Origin of the sequence: Clostridium puniceum (assembly GCF_002006345.1) — a bacterium.
In the GTDB taxonomy this organism is placed as follows: Bacteria; Bacillota; Clostridia; order Clostridiales; family Clostridiaceae; genus Clostridium; species Clostridium puniceum.
The window spans coordinates 66,613-83,517 of the sequence record NZ_LZZM01000032.1 but is presented as its reverse complement, the minus strand read 5'-3'; the positions used below and the strand labels follow the sequence as shown (position 1 = coordinate 83,517).

12 protein-coding genes are annotated in these 16,905 nt (G+C 28.3%); 11 read left to right on the top strand and 1 reads right to left on the bottom strand.

Annotation, left to right across the window (positions count from 1 at the left end):
• The first annotated feature begins 453 nt into the window (after positions 1-453).
• Positions 454-1,065 (top strand): DNA-3-methyladenine glycosylase, encoded by a 612-nt coding sequence (locus CLPUN_RS02950; RefSeq protein WP_077845902.1) that lies wholly within the window; start codon positions 454-456, stop codon positions 1,063-1,065.
• Positions 1,066-1,381: 316 nt separating this feature from the next.
• Here CLPUN_RS02950 and CLPUN_RS02945 read toward each other — a convergent pair whose 3' ends face one another.
• Positions 1,382-2,467, bottom strand: a complete 1,086-nt coding sequence (locus CLPUN_RS02945) for an HD-GYP domain-containing protein (RefSeq protein WP_077845901.1) — start codon at positions 2,465-2,467, stop codon at positions 1,382-1,384.
• A gap of 390 nt (positions 2,468-2,857) precedes the next feature.
• On the opposite strand from CLPUN_RS02945, the gene serC reads away from it, so the two are divergent.
• From serC to CLPUN_RS02895, 10 genes are all read left to right on the top strand, one after another.
• Positions 2,858-3,940, top strand: coding sequence for a 3-phosphoserine/phosphohydroxythreonine transaminase (gene serC, locus CLPUN_RS02940; protein WP_077845898.1), 1,083 nt, complete (start codon positions 2,858-2,860; stop codon positions 3,938-3,940).
• Positions 3,941-4,313: 373 nt separating this feature from the next.
• On the top strand, positions 4,314-5,966 hold the full coding sequence (locus tag CLPUN_RS02935; RefSeq protein ID WP_077845897.1) for a peptide-binding protein: 1,653 nt from the start codon (positions 4,314-4,316) through the stop codon (positions 5,964-5,966).
• A 248-nt stretch (positions 5,967-6,214) separates the two neighbouring features.
• Positions 6,215-7,177, top strand: a complete 963-nt coding sequence (locus tag CLPUN_RS02930) for an ABC transporter permease (protein ID WP_077845895.1) — start codon at positions 6,215-6,217, stop codon at positions 7,175-7,177.
• 20 nt (positions 7,178-7,197) lie between these two features.
• Positions 7,198-8,067: an oligopeptide ABC transporter permease gene (opp4C, locus tag CLPUN_RS02925; protein ID WP_198944280.1), complete on the top strand. Its 870-nt coding sequence runs from the start codon at positions 7,198-7,200 to the stop codon at positions 8,065-8,067.
• 13 nt (positions 8,068-8,080) lie between these two features.
• Positions 8,081-9,061 carry an ABC transporter ATP-binding protein gene (locus CLPUN_RS02920; RefSeq protein ID WP_077845886.1) on the top strand — a complete coding sequence of 327 codons (981 nt, stop codon included), beginning with the start codon at positions 8,081-8,083 and terminating at the stop codon, positions 9,059-9,061.
• Positions 9,062-9,063: 2 nt separating this feature from the next.
• Positions 9,064-10,059, top strand: a complete 996-nt coding sequence (locus CLPUN_RS02915) for an ABC transporter ATP-binding protein (RefSeq protein WP_077845884.1) — start codon at positions 9,064-9,066, stop codon at positions 10,057-10,059.
• Between the two features lie 15 nt (positions 10,060-10,074).
• Entirely contained in the window at positions 10,075-10,788 is a 714-nt protein-coding gene (locus CLPUN_RS02910; protein WP_077845882.1) for a gamma-glutamyl-gamma-aminobutyrate hydrolase family protein, read from the top strand.
• 58 nt (positions 10,789-10,846) lie between these two features.
• Complete coding sequence (locus CLPUN_RS02905) at positions 10,847-11,569, top strand: gamma-glutamyl-gamma-aminobutyrate hydrolase family protein (RefSeq protein WP_077845881.1); 723 nt, start codon at positions 10,847-10,849, stop codon at positions 11,567-11,569.
• Between the two features lie 849 nt (positions 11,570-12,418).
• A complete protein-coding gene (locus CLPUN_RS02900) occupies positions 12,419-16,060 on the top strand; it encodes a response regulator (protein WP_077845879.1) in 3,642 nt (1,213 codons plus the stop codon).
• The gene (locus tag CLPUN_RS02895; RefSeq protein WP_077845877.1) at positions 16,057-16,905 is read left to right on the top strand and encodes a CheR family methyltransferase; all 849 of its coding nucleotides are present in this window, start codon (positions 16,057-16,059) and stop codon (positions 16,903-16,905) included. Before CLPUN_RS02900 ends, CLPUN_RS02895 begins: the two co-directional genes overlap by 4 nt.

The window sequence follows — 16,905 nt, the reverse complement described above, 5'->3', positions numbered from 1 at the left end:
CAATTTTTATTCAGTAAAGATGTTGTGGAAAAATAAAAGAATATAAGTTTATAATAAATATGTATGGCAAAAAAATAATAGAGCTATACATATTTATTATTATAAAGAGAAGTTATCATAGAATTATCATTAATTGAAGATTATGAATTATTAGCTTAAAATGTGGATAATAGAAATTTTATATAAGGAATTTATGTTAAATATAAATTAAAGAACTTAATATGTAGTTTAATAAATAAGCTACATATACTTAGTAATTGTATATAGTTTTAATTTAGAAAATTAATTAAAACTCGTATATTCGAGATTATTTAAAAAAATTATTCACATAATATTATGGAGAACATTAAAAAATGTGGATAGATATAAATGAATTGTGGATATTTTTAATAAATAAAAGATAGCAAAATATAAATAATACAATTTATATATTTAAGGTTAGGTGATTAAATTTTGATTTTAAATAAGGAATTTTATAAAAAAGGTGCATTAATCTTAGCTAAAGAGCTTTTAGGAAAAGTAGTTGTAAGAACTGTGGATAATGTAACTTTAAAAGCTAAGATTGTTGAGACAGAAGCTTATATAGGAGAAATAGATAAGGCATCCCATGCTTATAATGGTAGAAGAACTGAGAGAACAGAACCTTTATTCAAAGAAGGAGGTATTGCATATGTATATTTTATTTATGGAAAATATTATTGTTTTAATGTTATAAGTGGGGCTGAAGATAAAGGTGAGGGAGTTTTAATAAGGGCATTAGAACCTTTAAATGAATTTGATTATTTGGCTCAAAAAAGGTTTAATCAAAATTATGATGAATTAGCGGAATCAAAGAAAAAAGCTATTACAAATGGTCCTTCTAAATTATGTATGGCATTTTCAATAAATAAGTCAGAGAATTACATGAAACTTTATGAAAAAGGAGAATTTTATATAGAGAGTGGAGAAGAAGAAAATTTTGAAATAATTGATACTACTAGGATAGGAATTGATTATGCAGAAGAAGCCATAGATTTTCCCTGGAGATTTTATATAAAAGGTAATAAGTATATTTCTAAAAGATAAAAATCGTTTATAATAAAGTAAAACTAAGTAAAAAAGAAAATTTTATAATCAATTTCAAATAAATATCCATTGATTATGAAATTTTCAAAATGGTATTGAGTGTAATATATAAGATTTCTGAAAAATTCATATAAAAGTAAAAATCATGCATATATAAGGCAATTATTGTTACCTTTATATACATGATTTTTATTTATGAAAATTTATAAATATTTGTTTTGCAAAAGTTTGCTATTATTAAGAATTCTTTAAATGTAAAATATATCGAGAAAATCTATACTGATTATTTAAAAATTTAATTTTTAAATTTATATTTTTATATTTCATATCTTACACTTGATATAGTTATTGAAATTTCATTTATTAAATTAATTTCTTTGCCAATAGTTTCAATGTTAGAACTTTTAATGATTTTTACAACTGGTCTTAGAGGAAAGTTTGGTAAAGTTTCTTGTACAACAGCTATATCGCCATTACTTAGGTTAACTAAAGTTCCTTGAGAAAATGGTATTACTATTTTACAAAAAGTATTAACTATATCATAATCAAACTCTGTGCCTGCATTAGACATTAAGTATTCTAAAACATCACTTGGAAACATTGCTTTTCTATTTGGTCTTCCAGCAGATAAAGTATCATATGCATTAGCAATACTTACAATCTTACTTAAAGTACTTATTTCATCACTAGTTAACTTATTAGGATAACCTAAGCCATCAGGTCTCTCATGATGCTGCAGTGCTACTATTTTAGTATGAGCACTTAAGTTATAAGAATCTGATAAATACTTATATCCAAGGGATGAATGTTTTTCAATCATTAAAGTTTCTTCAGCTGTTAATTCTTCGGTCTTCATTAGTATTTCTTTTGGTATAAATGCTTTTCCAACATCATGAAGTAAAGCTCCGGTACAAAGATATTGTAATTGCCTTTTAGGAAGCTTTAAAGCGATACCAAGGGTAAGTGATGCTACAGCAACATTTACTGAATGAGAATAAAGATAATTATCCATACTTCTTATATCTACTAATGAAAGTAATACACTTTTATTGTTTAATACATTTTCAATTAAACTGTCAGCCATATTTTCAATGTTGTTAAAATATACAGATTCTCTTTTGGAAAATTTGTCAGCTACAGTAATTCTATTTATATTGGAAAAAGCTTCTTTTATTGTTAAAATTGCTTTTTGTCTTAGTTCAGGTTTAATAGTGTCTTCAATTTCTTCAGAACTATATTCATCAATTATGTAGATTGATAAAATATTTACATTTTTTATTTTATCAATAACTCCTTTAGTTAAAGTCAATCCAGATCTGACTAAGATTCTGCCGTCAATATCATATAGCGTTTTACCAATAACTGAATTTGGCTTTACACATTCAATTGGAACTAATCTCATAACCATCTTCTCCTCAAGTATTTGTTATTTATAGTGTGGCTTACAATGCAACTTTTAGTTTATATAACATTAGTATATCAATAAATTCAGCTAATTTGTAGTATTATAGGGGAAAAATATGATATTATATGTGGTGAAATTACAAAAACAGGAATAAAATGTTATAAAATAGGGTAATGTTGGATTTGTAAAAGATTTTTAATAAATAAAATAGCTGATTAGTTTAAAGTTTAATTTTTGGGGGGATGTATAATAATTTGTTCGGACATTAAAAATTGTAGAACTATTTTTAAGTTTTTGTAATTAATAAACTATAATTTCATTACTTCATATTTAAATTGTGTTATAATATTAAAGATTAAAAAAATTATCAAAAGGGGGCTTTTTTTAATGTCAAGAGTTTATAATTTTTCAGCGGGACCAGCTGTATTACCAGAAGAGGTTCTTAAAGAAGCAGCAGAAGAAATGTTAGATTTCCAAGGTACTGGAATGTCAGTTATGGAAATGAGCCATCGTTCTAAAGCGTTTGAGGGTATCATACAAGGGGCTGAAAAAACATTAAGGGAATTAATGAATATTCCAGATAATTATAAGGTATTATTTCTTCAAGGTGGGGCATCACAACAATTTGCAATGATTCCAATGAATTTAATGAAAAATAAGGTTGCTGATTACATTGTTACAGGACAATGGGCTAAAAAAGCAGCATCAGAAGCAAAAATATTTGGTAAAGTTAATATTTTAGCTTCTTCAGAAGACAAAACTTTCTCATATATACCAGATTTAAAGGATTTAAAATATTCTGATGATGCTGACTATGTATATATATGTCATAACAACACAATTTATGGAACTACTTATAAGGAATTACCTGATGTGGGAGATAGAATATTAGTAGCGGATATGTCATCAGATTTCTTATCTGAGCCAGTAGATGTAACTAAATTTGGATTAATATTTGCAGGCGTTCAAAAGAATGCAGGACCAGCAGGAGTTGTTGTTGCAATAATCCGTGAGGATTTAATCACAGATGATGTTTTACCTGGTACTCCAACTATGCTAAAATATAAAGTTCATGCAGATAATAGTTCATTATATAATACGCCACCAGCGTATGGAATATACATATGTGGAAAAGTATTTAACTGGGTTAAAAACAAAGGCGGCTTAGAAGTAATGAAGAAGATAAATGAAGAAAAAGCAGCTATATTATATGATTACTTAGATTCAAGTAGTATGTTCAATGGAACAGTTGTTAAGAAAGATCGTTCTTTAATGAATGTACCATTTATAACTGGGAACGATGAATTAGATGCTAAATTTGTAAAAGAAGCTAAAGCAGCTGGTTTTGAAAACATAAAAGGACATAGAACTGTTGGTGGCATGAGAGCAAGTATATACAATGCTATGCCAGTAGAAGGTGTTAAGGCTTTAGTAGACTTTATGAAGAAATTCGAAGAAGAAAACAAATAATAATTTATTTTATTAAAATATTTATACTAAATTAAATATAACCAGGGTTAGGAAATTTTATAATTTCCTAGCCTTGTTTTTTTACACATAATCAAATATAGAATAATAAGATATTATCATAAATAAATAACATAAATAGAAATAAAATGAAAAAAAGCATTGACGGAAATTTCTGAAAATAATATACTATATATCAAAGTAAACAAATGGGGATTGTATGAAAACAGATTTTAGTGGTAAAGTAATATTATATATGGAGTTTAATTAGTCATATGTATTACAAAATAAAAAATTAATGATAATACATCCATATGAAAGATTGGACTCTAGAAATTAATATAAAAATTAACGCAATAAGTAAGGGGGAAATATCATGAAAAATAAATATTTATCATTGTTAACAGTACTATTTTTACTAAGTGGAATTATTTTAACAGGCTGCAAACCTCAGGAAGCAACAAAAACAGAAGCTACTCAAGCATCTGTAAAATCAGGTGGAACATTAAGGTACGCTTTGTGGAGTTCTCCAACAGGTTCCTTTCATCCAAGTTTCAGTAATAACATTTATGATAATCGTATAGTTGATCTTGTATATGAAAAACTAATAAATTTAGATGAAAATGGTAATTATGTACCATCTCTTGCAGATAAATATGAAGTATCAGATGATCAATTAATAATAACGTTTCATTTAAATAAAAATGCAAAATGGCATGATGGACAACCAGTAACAGCTGATGATGTTGCTTATACATTTACGACTATTGCTGATCCAGACTATGATGGGCCAAGATTTGCACAAATAGAAAATGTAGAAGGAGCAAAAGATTATAAAGATAAAAAGGCAAGTAGCGTTTCAGGCATAAAAGTTATTGATGAACATACTATAAGCTTTACTTTCTCAAAAGTTTTTGCACCAGGACTTGCCACATTTGCATCTAGAGGTATAATTCCTAAGCATGTATGGGAAAAGATACCTGTAGCTCAATGGTCAAAGAGTGAACAGCTTAAAAAACCAATTGGAAGCGGACCTTTCAAATTTAAAGAATTTGTTCCAGATCAATATGTGGAATTAGATAAATATGCAGATTATAACTTAGGAGAACCTAAATTAGATAAAATTATATTCAAAGTTACCAATCAAGATACAGCACAGTCGGAGCTTATAAAAGGAGATTTAGATATAGCACCATTATCATCATTTAAGCAAAAAGATATTGACATATATAAAAATGCAGGAATAACTGTAAATGAATATGATGGCATTAGTTATCAATTTATGGGCTTTAATTTTGAAAACTCCACATTCAAAGATAATAAGGTGAGGCAAGCATTAGCGTATGCAATAAATCGTAAAGGTATAGTTGATAGTGTTTTAGATGGTCATGGCAAAGTTGTTAATACTGTATTTTCAGGAGGAAGCTGGGCAAATCCAGGAGAAGAAGAACTTAGCCAATACAGCTATGACGGAGAAAAAGCTAAATCATTATTAAAAGAAGCAAGTTATGAAGAAAAAGATGGAGCATTTCACAAAGATGGAAAGCCATTAAAATTAACTTTAAAATATTCAACAGGTAATAAACCAAGAGAGCAGGCTGCTGTATTAATACAACAAAACTTAAAAGATATTGGTATTGAACTTAGTCTTGAAAGTATGGAATATGCAAGTCTTACAAAACAGTTGGAAAGTAAGAATTTTGATTTATTCCTTTTAGGGTGGAGTAATGATATAGATCCAGATATTAAGACTTCATGGTATTCGAATCCAGGAAGCATATTTGGAAAGTATGAAAGTTTTTCAAGTCAAAGTATTGATAAGCTTATTGATGCTGGAAGAAGTGATTTTGATCAAAATAAACGTAAAGCAACTTATAAAGAATTGGCAAAGGAATTTAATGAAACAGTTCCAGCAGTATTATTATATAGCCCAAATGAAGGAGTAGCATATAATCAAAAATTAAAAAATTATAAACCAGGTTCTTATTATGAATTTTCAAATGTTCAAAATTGGTATTTAGAACAATAAAACTTATAGAAATTGCAATTCATAACATTTAGTATATATAGCAGAAATTATGAATTGCTAATTAGAATATATTATTGTATGGGGCGTTAAGCCCCATATGTATTATTAGAGTATTTACCTAGATAATTTAGTTAAAAATGTAGCTGATTAAACTAAATATAATTATTAGCGAAATTATTATTTTTTAAAATAAAGGAAATAGAAGAGGGATTAAGAGAGAATTAAATGATAGAAAGGAAGGTAAATGAATGTTTAAATATGCATTAAAACGTATGCTAAACACTATTCCAATACTTTTAGGTATATCTATAATAGTATTTATTCTTATTAATTGTCAGCCAGGAAATCCATATTCTAATATGGTAGATCCAACTGTAACAGAAGAAGTAAAAGAGCAGATGCTTAGGCAGATAGGATATTATGATCCGCTTCCAATTAAATATTTTAAATGGATAACTAGAGCTGTAAGTGGAGACTTAGGATATTCAATTGCTTATAAACAACCAGTAATAGATGTTATAAAATCAAGGATTGGTAATACAGTACTACTTGGAGGAGCCTCATTGTTTTTGAGTGTATTAATAGCGATACCGATAGGAATGATAAGTTCTGTGAAAAGATATTCAATTTTTGATTATGTTTCGACGGTACTAGCTTTTATAGGATTATCTATTCCAGCATTTTTCTTTGGAATGCTTTTAATTAAAATATTTGCAGTTGACTTAAAAGTTCTACCAGTATCGGGCATGGTTACCGTAGGAAAGAATTACATAGGAATAAATCATATTATAGATATTTTCAATCATATGATTTTACCAACTATCGTACTAGCAATGATAAATACAGCTGCTTTTATGAGATATACCAGATCAAGCATGATAAATATAATAAGCCAGGATTATATAAGAACTGCAAAGGCAAAAGGGGTATCTTCTGTTGGAATTGTTTTAAAGCATGCTTTTAAAAATGCACTGATTCCAATTATAACAATTATTAGCTTAGAACTCCCTGCACTATTTTCAGGGGCATTACTTACAGAAACAATTTTTGTATGGCCAGGAATAGGTAGATTAAATTATGAATCAGTAACCAATAGGGACTATTCTTTGATTATGGGGCTTGTAATGATATTTGCAGTAGTAACGCTTCTATCTAATTTGATTGCAGATATTTTATATGCTGTAGCAGACCCTAGAGTTAAGTATGAATAAGTAAATTCTGGAGAGGAGGAATGAAAGTGAGTAGAGAAAAAGCATTAACTCCAGCTAAAATAACCTGGAATAAATTAAAGAGAAATAAGCTTGCAGTATTTGGAGCTGTTATTTTAAGCTTTCTGATTTTATTATCAGTAATTGCTCCAATAATCTCACCTTATGGAAGGGATACTGTAGACTTATTAAACATAGAGTCAGCTCCTACAGCTAAGCATATATTAGGCACTGATGAACTGGGTCGTGATATTTTTACACGACTTATATATGGTGGACAAGTTTCTTTAAGTGTAGGTGTATTAGCAACACTTATACAGCTTGGAATTGGAATAACTTTAGGAGCAATAGCAGGATATTTTGGTGGAATAACAGATAAAGTAATAATGAGATTTGTAGATATAATAATGTGCTTCCCTTTTATGGTAATAGCTATAACCATAGCTTCAATTCTAGGACCTAGCATTTGGAATGTCATGATTATAATTGGAATATTGGGATGGCCCAAAATTGCAAGAATAGTCAGGGCGGAAATATTATCTTTAAAGGAAAGAGAATTTATTGAAGCAGCAAAAGCATTAGGGCTTGATAGCAGGGAAATTATATTAAAACATATAATTCATAATATCTATGCACCAATTATAATATATGGAACTTTAGGAATAGCACAGGGGATTTTATCAGAAGCTTCTCTAAGTTTTCTTGGAATGGGAGTAAAACAACCACAACCAAGCTGGGGAAATATGTTATCAGCAGCTCAAAATATGAGAGCTCTTCAAAGTGAGTGGTGGTTATGGATTCCACCAGGGTTATTAGTATTTTTAACAATTATATCAATTAATTTCTTAGGGGATGGTCTTAGGGATGCGCTAGATCCAAAAACAAAATCATAAGGAGGTGGAACAGTTGGAAAAAGAGTTGCTTAAAGTCAATAAATTAAAGACAACATTTAATACACTAGAAGGAAAAATCACCGCTGTAAATGATGTTAGTTTTAAAGTATATGAAGGTAAAATATTAGGAATAGTCGGGGAATCAGGTTGCGGGAAAAGTGTTACATCTATGTCAATAATGAGACTCTTAGATGATTCTATTAGTAAGATTGAAGAAGGGGAGATCATTTTTGAAGGTGATGATATACTTAAGCTTTCGGAGAAAGAAATGAGATCAATAAGAGGCAATAAGCTTGCAATGATATTTCAAGAACCGATGACTTCACTAAATCCAGTGTTTACTATAGGACAGCAAATAGGGGAAGCTATAAAAATTCACCAAAAAATAAAAGGAAAAGAAAATAAACAAAAATCAATTGAAATGCTAAAGCTTGTAGGAATTCCAATGCCAGAAAAGATTATAAATGAATATCCACATCAACTTAGTGGCGGTATGAAACAAAGAGTTATGATAGCAATGGCACTTTCGTGTAACCCCAAATTAATAATTGCAGATGAGCCAACTACAGCCCTTGATGTTACAATTCAAGCACAGGTTTTGGAACTTATGAAAAAATTAAGTAAAGATCTTAACACTTCAATTATATTAATAACTCATGACCTTGGAGTAATAGCTGAAATGGCAGATAATGTAATAGTAATGTATGCAGGCAGGGTTATTGAAGAATGCGCAGTTCAAGATATATTTGAAAATTCTAAACATCCGTACACTAAAGGACTATTATATTCAAGAACTGAAAATGTTAGAAAAGGTGAAAAATTACATAACATTCCAGGGATGGTTCCCAATTTAAAAGATATGATTACTGGGTGCAGTTTCAATCCAAGGTGTGAAAAATGTATGGATATATGTAAAGAAAAAATGCCACAACTTATAGATGTAGATAATGGACATAAAGTTAGATGCTGGCTTTATAATGGGAAGGAGGTTTAGTTTTGGGGACAGAATTATTAAAGGTTAAAAATTTAAAAAAATATTATACTACTAAAAAGAGCTTTTTTTCGCGTGATTTTAGAATTGTTAAGGCTGTAGATGATGTTTCATTTAATATTATGGAAGGTTCCACCTTTGGATTAGTCGGAGAATCAGGATGTGGAAAATCAACAACTGCAAGAACCATACTAAATTTGCTTGAGCCTAGTGGAGGTACCGTTGAATTTAATAATGAAATTATTTATAATGTTGAGAATAGTATATATTTAAGCAAGGAAGAAATGAGAAGGAAAAGGAAAGAAATGCAAATTATTTTCCAGGATCCTTATGCTTCTTTAGACCCTAGAATGAATATCGGTGACATTGTTACAGAAGGATTAAAAAAGCATAATATAGCACAGGGAAATGATGCAGTTAATATGGCTAAGGAATTTTTAGAACTTTGTGGTCTACGAGGAGATTCTATTAATAAATATCCACATGAATTTAGTGGCGGGCAAAGGCAGCGTATTGGAATAGCTAGATCAATGGTATTAAAACCCAAATTTATAATAGGAGATGAACCTATTTCAGCTTTGGATGTATCAATACAAGCACAAGTGACTAACTTATTAATTGATTTAAAAGAAAAATTTAAGCTGACTTATTTATTTATATCTCATGATTTGAGCTTTGTAAGATATTTTTGTGATAGAGTAGCCGTTATGTATTTAGGATCTATTGTAGAAATAGGAGATTCAGAAGAGGTATTTAATAAAAAGTTTCATCCATATACAAAATCATTAATATCTGCGATTCCAACAGCTAATCCTATGCTTAGAACCAATAGAATAATTCTTGAGGGAGATGTACCAAGTCCTTCAAACCCACCGAATGGATGTAAATTTCACACAAGATGTAAATATTGCACAAGTATTTGCAAGGAACAAATACCAACTTTTGAGGAAGTTGATAAAGGCTATTTTGTTGCATGCCATAATTGGCAATCCATAAATTAGAAAGGATGAAATAAAATGAAACCCATAATAGGTATAACTATGTTTCAGGATATTGAAATAGAAAAATCATTTAGTTTAGTAAGTAATAATTATTTAAATGCTATTGAAAATGCAGGAGGAGTACCACTATTTATTCCTATTAGTGAAAATATTGAAGATGTTAAATCTTATTTAGATATGATTGACGGCATTATTTTTTCAGGAGGAGAAGGAGTAGATCCTATAAAATTTAGTGAAAATCCATCAAAGTCTGTTTCAAATATAAATCCTTCAAGAGATAATTTTGAATTGGCACTTTTTCATGAAGCATATAATAGAAATATGCCTATTTTGGGAATTTGCAGAGGGGCACAATTAATAAATGTAGCCTTAGGAGGAAGTTTATATCAAGATATTTTTTCAGAAATACCAAATTGTCATGGACATATGCCTTCAGAAATGCAGGTATATGATTTATTTCATATTATCGATATAGAAGAAAATAGCAAGTTATTTGATATATTTAAAGCCATGGAATTAGAAGTGAATTCTTTTCATCATCAAGCTATAAAAGATATAGGGAAAGACTTAAAGGTTACTGCTACTGCTAGAGATGGAGTGATAGAAGGAATTGAAAGTCTAAGCAGAAAATTTCTAATTGGATTACAATGGCATCCAGAAGATCTAATTTTGAAACACAAGGAATTTTTAAAACTTTTTAAAGCTTTAATTGATAGTATAAAACAGTAGCAAGAAATATTGAAATTTATTATTTTAGTTTACGTGTCTAAAAGAGGAGGAGTAACTAATGAAGCCGATAATTGGATTAGCTTTGTCCAACCGAGTTAAATCTAAAAAAATATATAGTGTAATAAACAATGATTATATTAAAGCAGTTCAAAAAGCGGGAGGCATACCAATCCTTATTCCGTTTAGTGATAATATAGAAAATATAAAAGAATATACTAATAAGCTTCAAGGGATAATTTTTACAGGAGGAGAAGATATCTCTCCTTTATTTTATAATGAAGAACCTCGGAAGGAAGTTCAATGCATAATAGAGGAGAGAGATAGATTCGAATTAGAACTATTTAAGGAAGTTTATGAAAAAAAGATACCTATTTTAGGAATATGCAGGGGTCTTCAGCTTATTAATATTGCATTAGGAGGAAATTTATATCAAGATATTAATTCTCAGATTCCCAATAGCTATGGTCATGCACCAAAGTACACTTTAAGATCAAACCTTTATCATTCAGTCAAAATTGAGAAAGGCAGTAAATTATTTGATATATTTAAAACAGAAGATTTAAAAGTGAATTCTTTTCATCATCAAAGTATAAAGGAACTTGGAAAAAATTTAAAAATAACAGCAAATTCTAATGATGGAATAGTTGAAGCTATTGAAAGTGTTGATGAAAAATTTCTAGTTGCAGTGCAATGGCATCCAGAAAATTTAGTAGAAAAACATGGTGAATTTTTGAAGGTTTTTGAAGCATTAATTAATATTGCTAAGCAGAATATAATTTAGTTTTATGTAATGCTTTCAAAATTGGATCTAAGAAAAAAGAGATGTATGTATACTTTAATAGTGCACGTATTTCTCTTTTTTGCTTTGCTACAAATTGAATTTATAGTTTGGTTAATATAATAAATACTTATAAAAAGTAAGTTTTTTGAAGAGGTTATAAAAAATACATCTAAGCAATTGTAAATAGTAATTTATCAAGATATAATATAGTTAATATTTAAGACATAATTTATTATTCTAATATTAATCTTTTATTTTTAGAATATCTCTACACTTCTTCTTGCAAACCTATTTAGAATGAAGTATATACCATGATTAATGTTTTTGCTTTAAGTTTAGTTAATAATCCAAAATATAATTTTATAAGTGTTTTGGATATATTTAATAATTGAGATAGCTAAAATTTTACTGATTTAATCAATCTCAGATTTCTAAGTTCTACCTGATTGCATTACCAATATTTCTTTTTCACAAATTATAGTTAGATATTTTACATTCAATTAGTTAAAATAATACTTCTTTATTATTAATACTCGTTGATATTAATGAGAAGTCTGATATATAATCGCTTAAATTTATAAAAATTTTTTATAAGTGCAGTAGCCTTCATAGGGTTATAAAATTTTAATTTTTCAATACACAAACATAAATATTATATTAGAGTTTTATATGTAGGTATTTAGCTTACTTAACTAGTCCAATAATTAGTATTATTTGATATTTATACATATTTAAATATTAAATATATATTGTTAAGGCTTAGGATGAAATTGGAATAAAAAATGATGTCTATGGAAATTTACAAAACACTACGATTATTAAAAAACAATTATAACAGGAGGACAAGTATTGATCATAAGGAATTTAAACATAGGAAAAAAAATGTTTTTAGGTTTTGGTGTTGTCATTTTAATAATGCTCACAGTAATTGGGAATAGTTATATTAATTTTGTTAAGGAATCAGAAGCTGTTGCGTGGAATGTTCATACATATCAAGTAATTCAGGAATCAGATGGTGTACTTATGAGTTTGGTAAATATGGAAACAGGAGCAAGAGGATATGTTATTACTGGAAATGAGAGTTTTCTGGAACCATTTAATCAAGGAAAAGATTCTTATGAACAACATTACAATAAACTTAAAGAACTTACTATAGATAATCCTGAGCAGCAACAACGATTAATTAATATTGAAGAACAGTATAAAGAATGGTTAAACTGGGAAAATACAAAAATAATAATTAACAGGCAGAAAGTTTCTTCTGGACAATCAAAATTAGAGGATTTGATTGCTATTGTCCAATCTGGTGAAGGAAAGAAAATAATGGATAATTTACGTTCAACACTTGGAGAAGTTAATAATGAAGAATTAATATTATTACAAAATAGAAATGTTGACCTAATAAAAATGGAGAAGGAAACAAGAGCTGTTATGTTATCTGGTGGAGCATTAGCAACTATTGCAGCAATTATTATAGCAAGTTTAGTAATTAGAATGATTGTGAATCCAGTGGAAATTGTGACAAATACATTTAAAGAAATAGCAGAAGGAGATGTGAATTTAGAAGTTAGATTAAATATTAATTCTAAAGATGAATTAGGAAATATGGCTAAATATTTCAACATATTTATGACTAAACTTAAAGAGTTAATTTTTGAAAATAGAAATCAAAGCTGGTTAATAACTGGTAGAGCAGAATTAAGCGAGGAGATACGAGGATTACAAGAAATTAATGAATTAAGTTTTCAGATAATTAGTTATATTTGTAGATATCTAAATGCACAAATCGGTAGAATTTACATTAAGACAGATGATAGTACATATAAATTATTTGGAGGATATGCGGATAATATTAGTGAAGATTCATCAAACGAATTTAATATAGGCGAGGGGTTAATAGGACAATCAGCTTTAGAAAAACAAAGTATTTTAGTAAAAAATGTGCCACAAGGTTATATGAAAATTGTTTCAGGCGTTGGTGAAGCAACTCCGAAGAACATTTTGATTGTTCCTTGTATGTATCACGAAGAAGCTGAATGTATTATTGAATTAGGAACATTTAATGAATTTACTGATGTACAATTAAAATTTCTTGAACAAGTTAGTGAAAATATAGCTATAAGTGTTAATTCAGCCAAAGCCCAAAGAAAAATGAAGGAACTTCTTGATAAAACTTTAGTACAGGCAGAGGAATTACAAGTTCAACAAGAGGAATTAAGACAAAATAATGAAGAATTAGAGGAACAAACTAATAGCTTAAAACAATCTGAAATGAATTTGCAAACTCAACAAGAAGAGTTAAAAGTGTCTAATGAAGAGCTTGAACAACAAACGCAAAAATTAGAACAACAAAAAAGAGAGATGATTAAAAATAATGAACGATTAAGAAAAGCAAATTTTGAAATAGAAGAGAAAGCAAAAGAGCTTCAAATTGCCAATAAGTACAAATCTGAATTTTTAGCTAATATGTCTCATGAATTAAGAACTCCTTTAAATAGTATTTTAGTTCTTTCACAATTGCTTGAAAATAAGAAAGATAATGAACCATTAACAGAAAAACAATTAGAATATGCTAAAACAATACATTCATCAGGTGAAAATTTACTGAGACTTATTAATGATATCTTAGACTTGTCTAAAGTGGAAGCAGGTAAGATGGATATTAATTTTGAAAAAGTAAATTTAATAGAATTAGTTGAAGATATAAGAAGGTTATTTAGTCCTATAGCTTTACAAAAAAGTTTAGATTTAAAAATTGAAATTGAAAAGGGATTGCCAGAGGAAATAACATCTGATAGACAAAGACTTCAACAAATAGTGAATAATTTGTTAGCTAACGCTTTCAAATTTACTAATGATGGATGTATAGTAATGAATATTTGTAGACCTAAAGAACGTGATATTGAATATTTTAATGTTAAAGGTGATGTTAATAAGTTAATAAGTATAGAAGTTATAGATACTGGTATAGGAATATCGGAAGACAAGCAAAATTTAATTTTTGAGGCATTTAAGCAAGTAGATGGAACAATTAGTAGAAAATTTGGTGGAACAGGACTTGGATTGTCTATTTCAAAAGAACTTGCTCATTTACTTGGAGGAACAATTTATTTAAAAAGTCAAGAAGGAAAGGGAAGTACGTTTACTTTAGTCATTTTAAATAATGATAGTGATGTTATAGAATTGGTTCAATTAGATAAAGGAAAAGATCAAGGCGATAATGAGGAGTTTAATGCTGTTTTTGAAGAAGTAAATGTATCCACAAATAATGACATCTCAATAGACAAATTTGATTATGAAGAAATTGAAAGAAGAGATGAAAAACTGATTTTAATAATTGAAGATGATGAACAGTTCTTAAGTATATTATCTGAATTAGCTGATAAAAAAAACTACAAAGTTTTAACTGAAAAAAATGGCGAAGAAGGGATTAAGCTAGCAGCAAAATACAGGCCAGATGCTATTCTGCTTGATATAGGACTACCAGACATTAATGGGTGGGAAGTTGTTGATAGATTGAAGAATATAGAAACCACTAAAAATATTCCTATTCATATAATTTCAGGAAGTCAAGATAAAAATTCATACAATAAATTAGACAATTTAGTAGAATATCTTAAAAAGCCTGTGAATTTAGAAGAACTTTATAATTTATTCAATGAGATTGAAGATAACATATCAAAAGATTTTAAGAAGGTTCTTATTGTTGATGAAAACAAAGATCAAACAAATATTATATATGATAGTTTAAATCAAAGAGGGATTCAAGTAAATATCTTAGAAAGTGGATTAGATGCATATAACTTATTAAAAACTGAACAATTTGATTGTATGATATTAGATTTAAAACTCAAGGATATGAATGGATTAGAACTGTTAAATAAGTTAAAAGCTGAAAATATAAAAAATTTCCCTATTTTAATTCATACAGAGAATAATATTACTCAAGAAGATGAAGAAAAACTAAACCAATATGCTGAGAGTATTATAATAAAGGGGAATAGTTCTATTCAAAGACTTCTTGATGAAGCAAGTTTATTTCTTCATAGCGTAGATTCAAATATAGAGAATGAGAAAATTAAACATATAAAATCTAGTCATGAAAAAGAAAGATCTTTAACAAATAAAAACATACTTATAGTAGATGATGATATGAGAAATGTATTTTCGCTAACAAGTGCTCTTGAAGAAAAAGGCATGAATGTAATTGTTGGGCGTAATGGTGCAGAAGGAATTGAAAAATTGAAAGAAAATTCATATATAGACTTAATCATAATGGATGTAATGATGCCTAAAATGGATGGTTATACTGCAATGCAGGAAATAAGAAAAGAAAAGAAATTTAATAATATTCCAATTATAGCTATAACAGCTAAAGCTATGAAAGATGATAGACAAAAGTGTATTGAAGCTGGAGCGAATGATTATTTAACAAAACCTGTGGAGATTAATAAACTTATTTCACTTTTAAGGGTGTGGTTATATAAATGAATCAAGAGCAAATAAAAGATAAAATTGAAAGTGAAGATATCGAAGTATCTTTATTATTGGAAGGAATATATTTAAAATATGGACATGATTTTAGAAGTTATTCAAATGCACATATGAAAAGACGTATTCTCCGAAGGTTATCTAAGGTGGGATTAAATAGCATTTCAGAAATGCAATATAAATTATTATATGATAAAGAGTTTTTTAAAGCATTGCTATCAGATTTTTCTATTAATGTTACTGAAATGTTTAGAGATCCAAGCTTTTATAAAGAGTTCAGAAAAAATGTTGTTCCTATTTTAAAGACTTATCCGTTTATTAGAATTTGGCATGCTGGATGTTCAACTGGTGAAGAAGTATATTCAATGGCGATTCTTCTTAAAGAAGAAGGCTTATATGAAAGAGCACAAATTTATGCTACTGATTTCAATACTACAGTTTTACAAAAAGCTAAAGATGGAATTTATGGAATTGATAATATTCAAGATTATACATATAATTATCAAAAAGCTGGAGGAATAGCTTCTTTTGCTGATTATTATACTGCAAAATACGACTCTGTAATTATTGATCAGTCACTTAAAAAGAAGATTACTTTTGCAGAGCATAATTTAGTAACTGACGGAGTATTTGGTGAAATGCATGTTATTATTTGCCGTAATGTTCTTATCTATTTCAATAAGAAGTTGCAAAATGATGTAATAAATTTATTTTTTGATAGTTTAAGCAGTGGTTGTTTTCTTTGCTTAGGTTCAAAAGAAAGTATTACATTTTCAAGTAGTCGAGATAAATTTGAAGTTCTTAGTGATAGTGAAAAAATTTATCGCAAAAAGTATATTTTATGA

What these genes read in the sequence shown, in the direction of transcription:
- CLPUN_RS02895 (WP_077845877.1), top strand. Translation starts at nt 16,057, where the DNA reads ATGAATCAAGAGCAAATAAAAGATAAAATTGAAAGTGAAGATATCGAA.
- opp4C (WP_198944280.1), top strand. Translation starts at nt 7,198, where the DNA reads ATGAAAGTGAGTAGAGAAAAAGCATTAACTCCAGCTAAAATAACCTGG.
- CLPUN_RS02935 (WP_077845897.1), top strand. Translation starts at nt 4,314, where the DNA reads ATGAAAAATAAATATTTATCATTGTTAACAGTACTATTTTTACTAAGT.
- serC (WP_077845898.1), top strand. Translation starts at nt 2,858, where the DNA reads ATGTCAAGAGTTTATAATTTTTCAGCGGGACCAGCTGTATTACCAGAA.
- CLPUN_RS02930 (WP_077845895.1), top strand. Translation starts at nt 6,215, where the DNA reads ATGTTTAAATATGCATTAAAACGTATGCTAAACACTATTCCAATACTT.
- CLPUN_RS02945 (WP_077845901.1), bottom strand. Translation starts at nt 2,467, where the DNA reads ATGAGATTAGTTCCAATTGAATGTGTAAAGCCAAATTCAGTTATTGGT.
- CLPUN_RS02905 (WP_077845881.1), top strand. Translation starts at nt 10,847, where the DNA reads ATGAAGCCGATAATTGGATTAGCTTTGTCCAACCGAGTTAAATCTAAA.
- CLPUN_RS02910 (WP_077845882.1), top strand. Translation starts at nt 10,075, where the DNA reads ATGAAACCCATAATAGGTATAACTATGTTTCAGGATATTGAAATAGAA.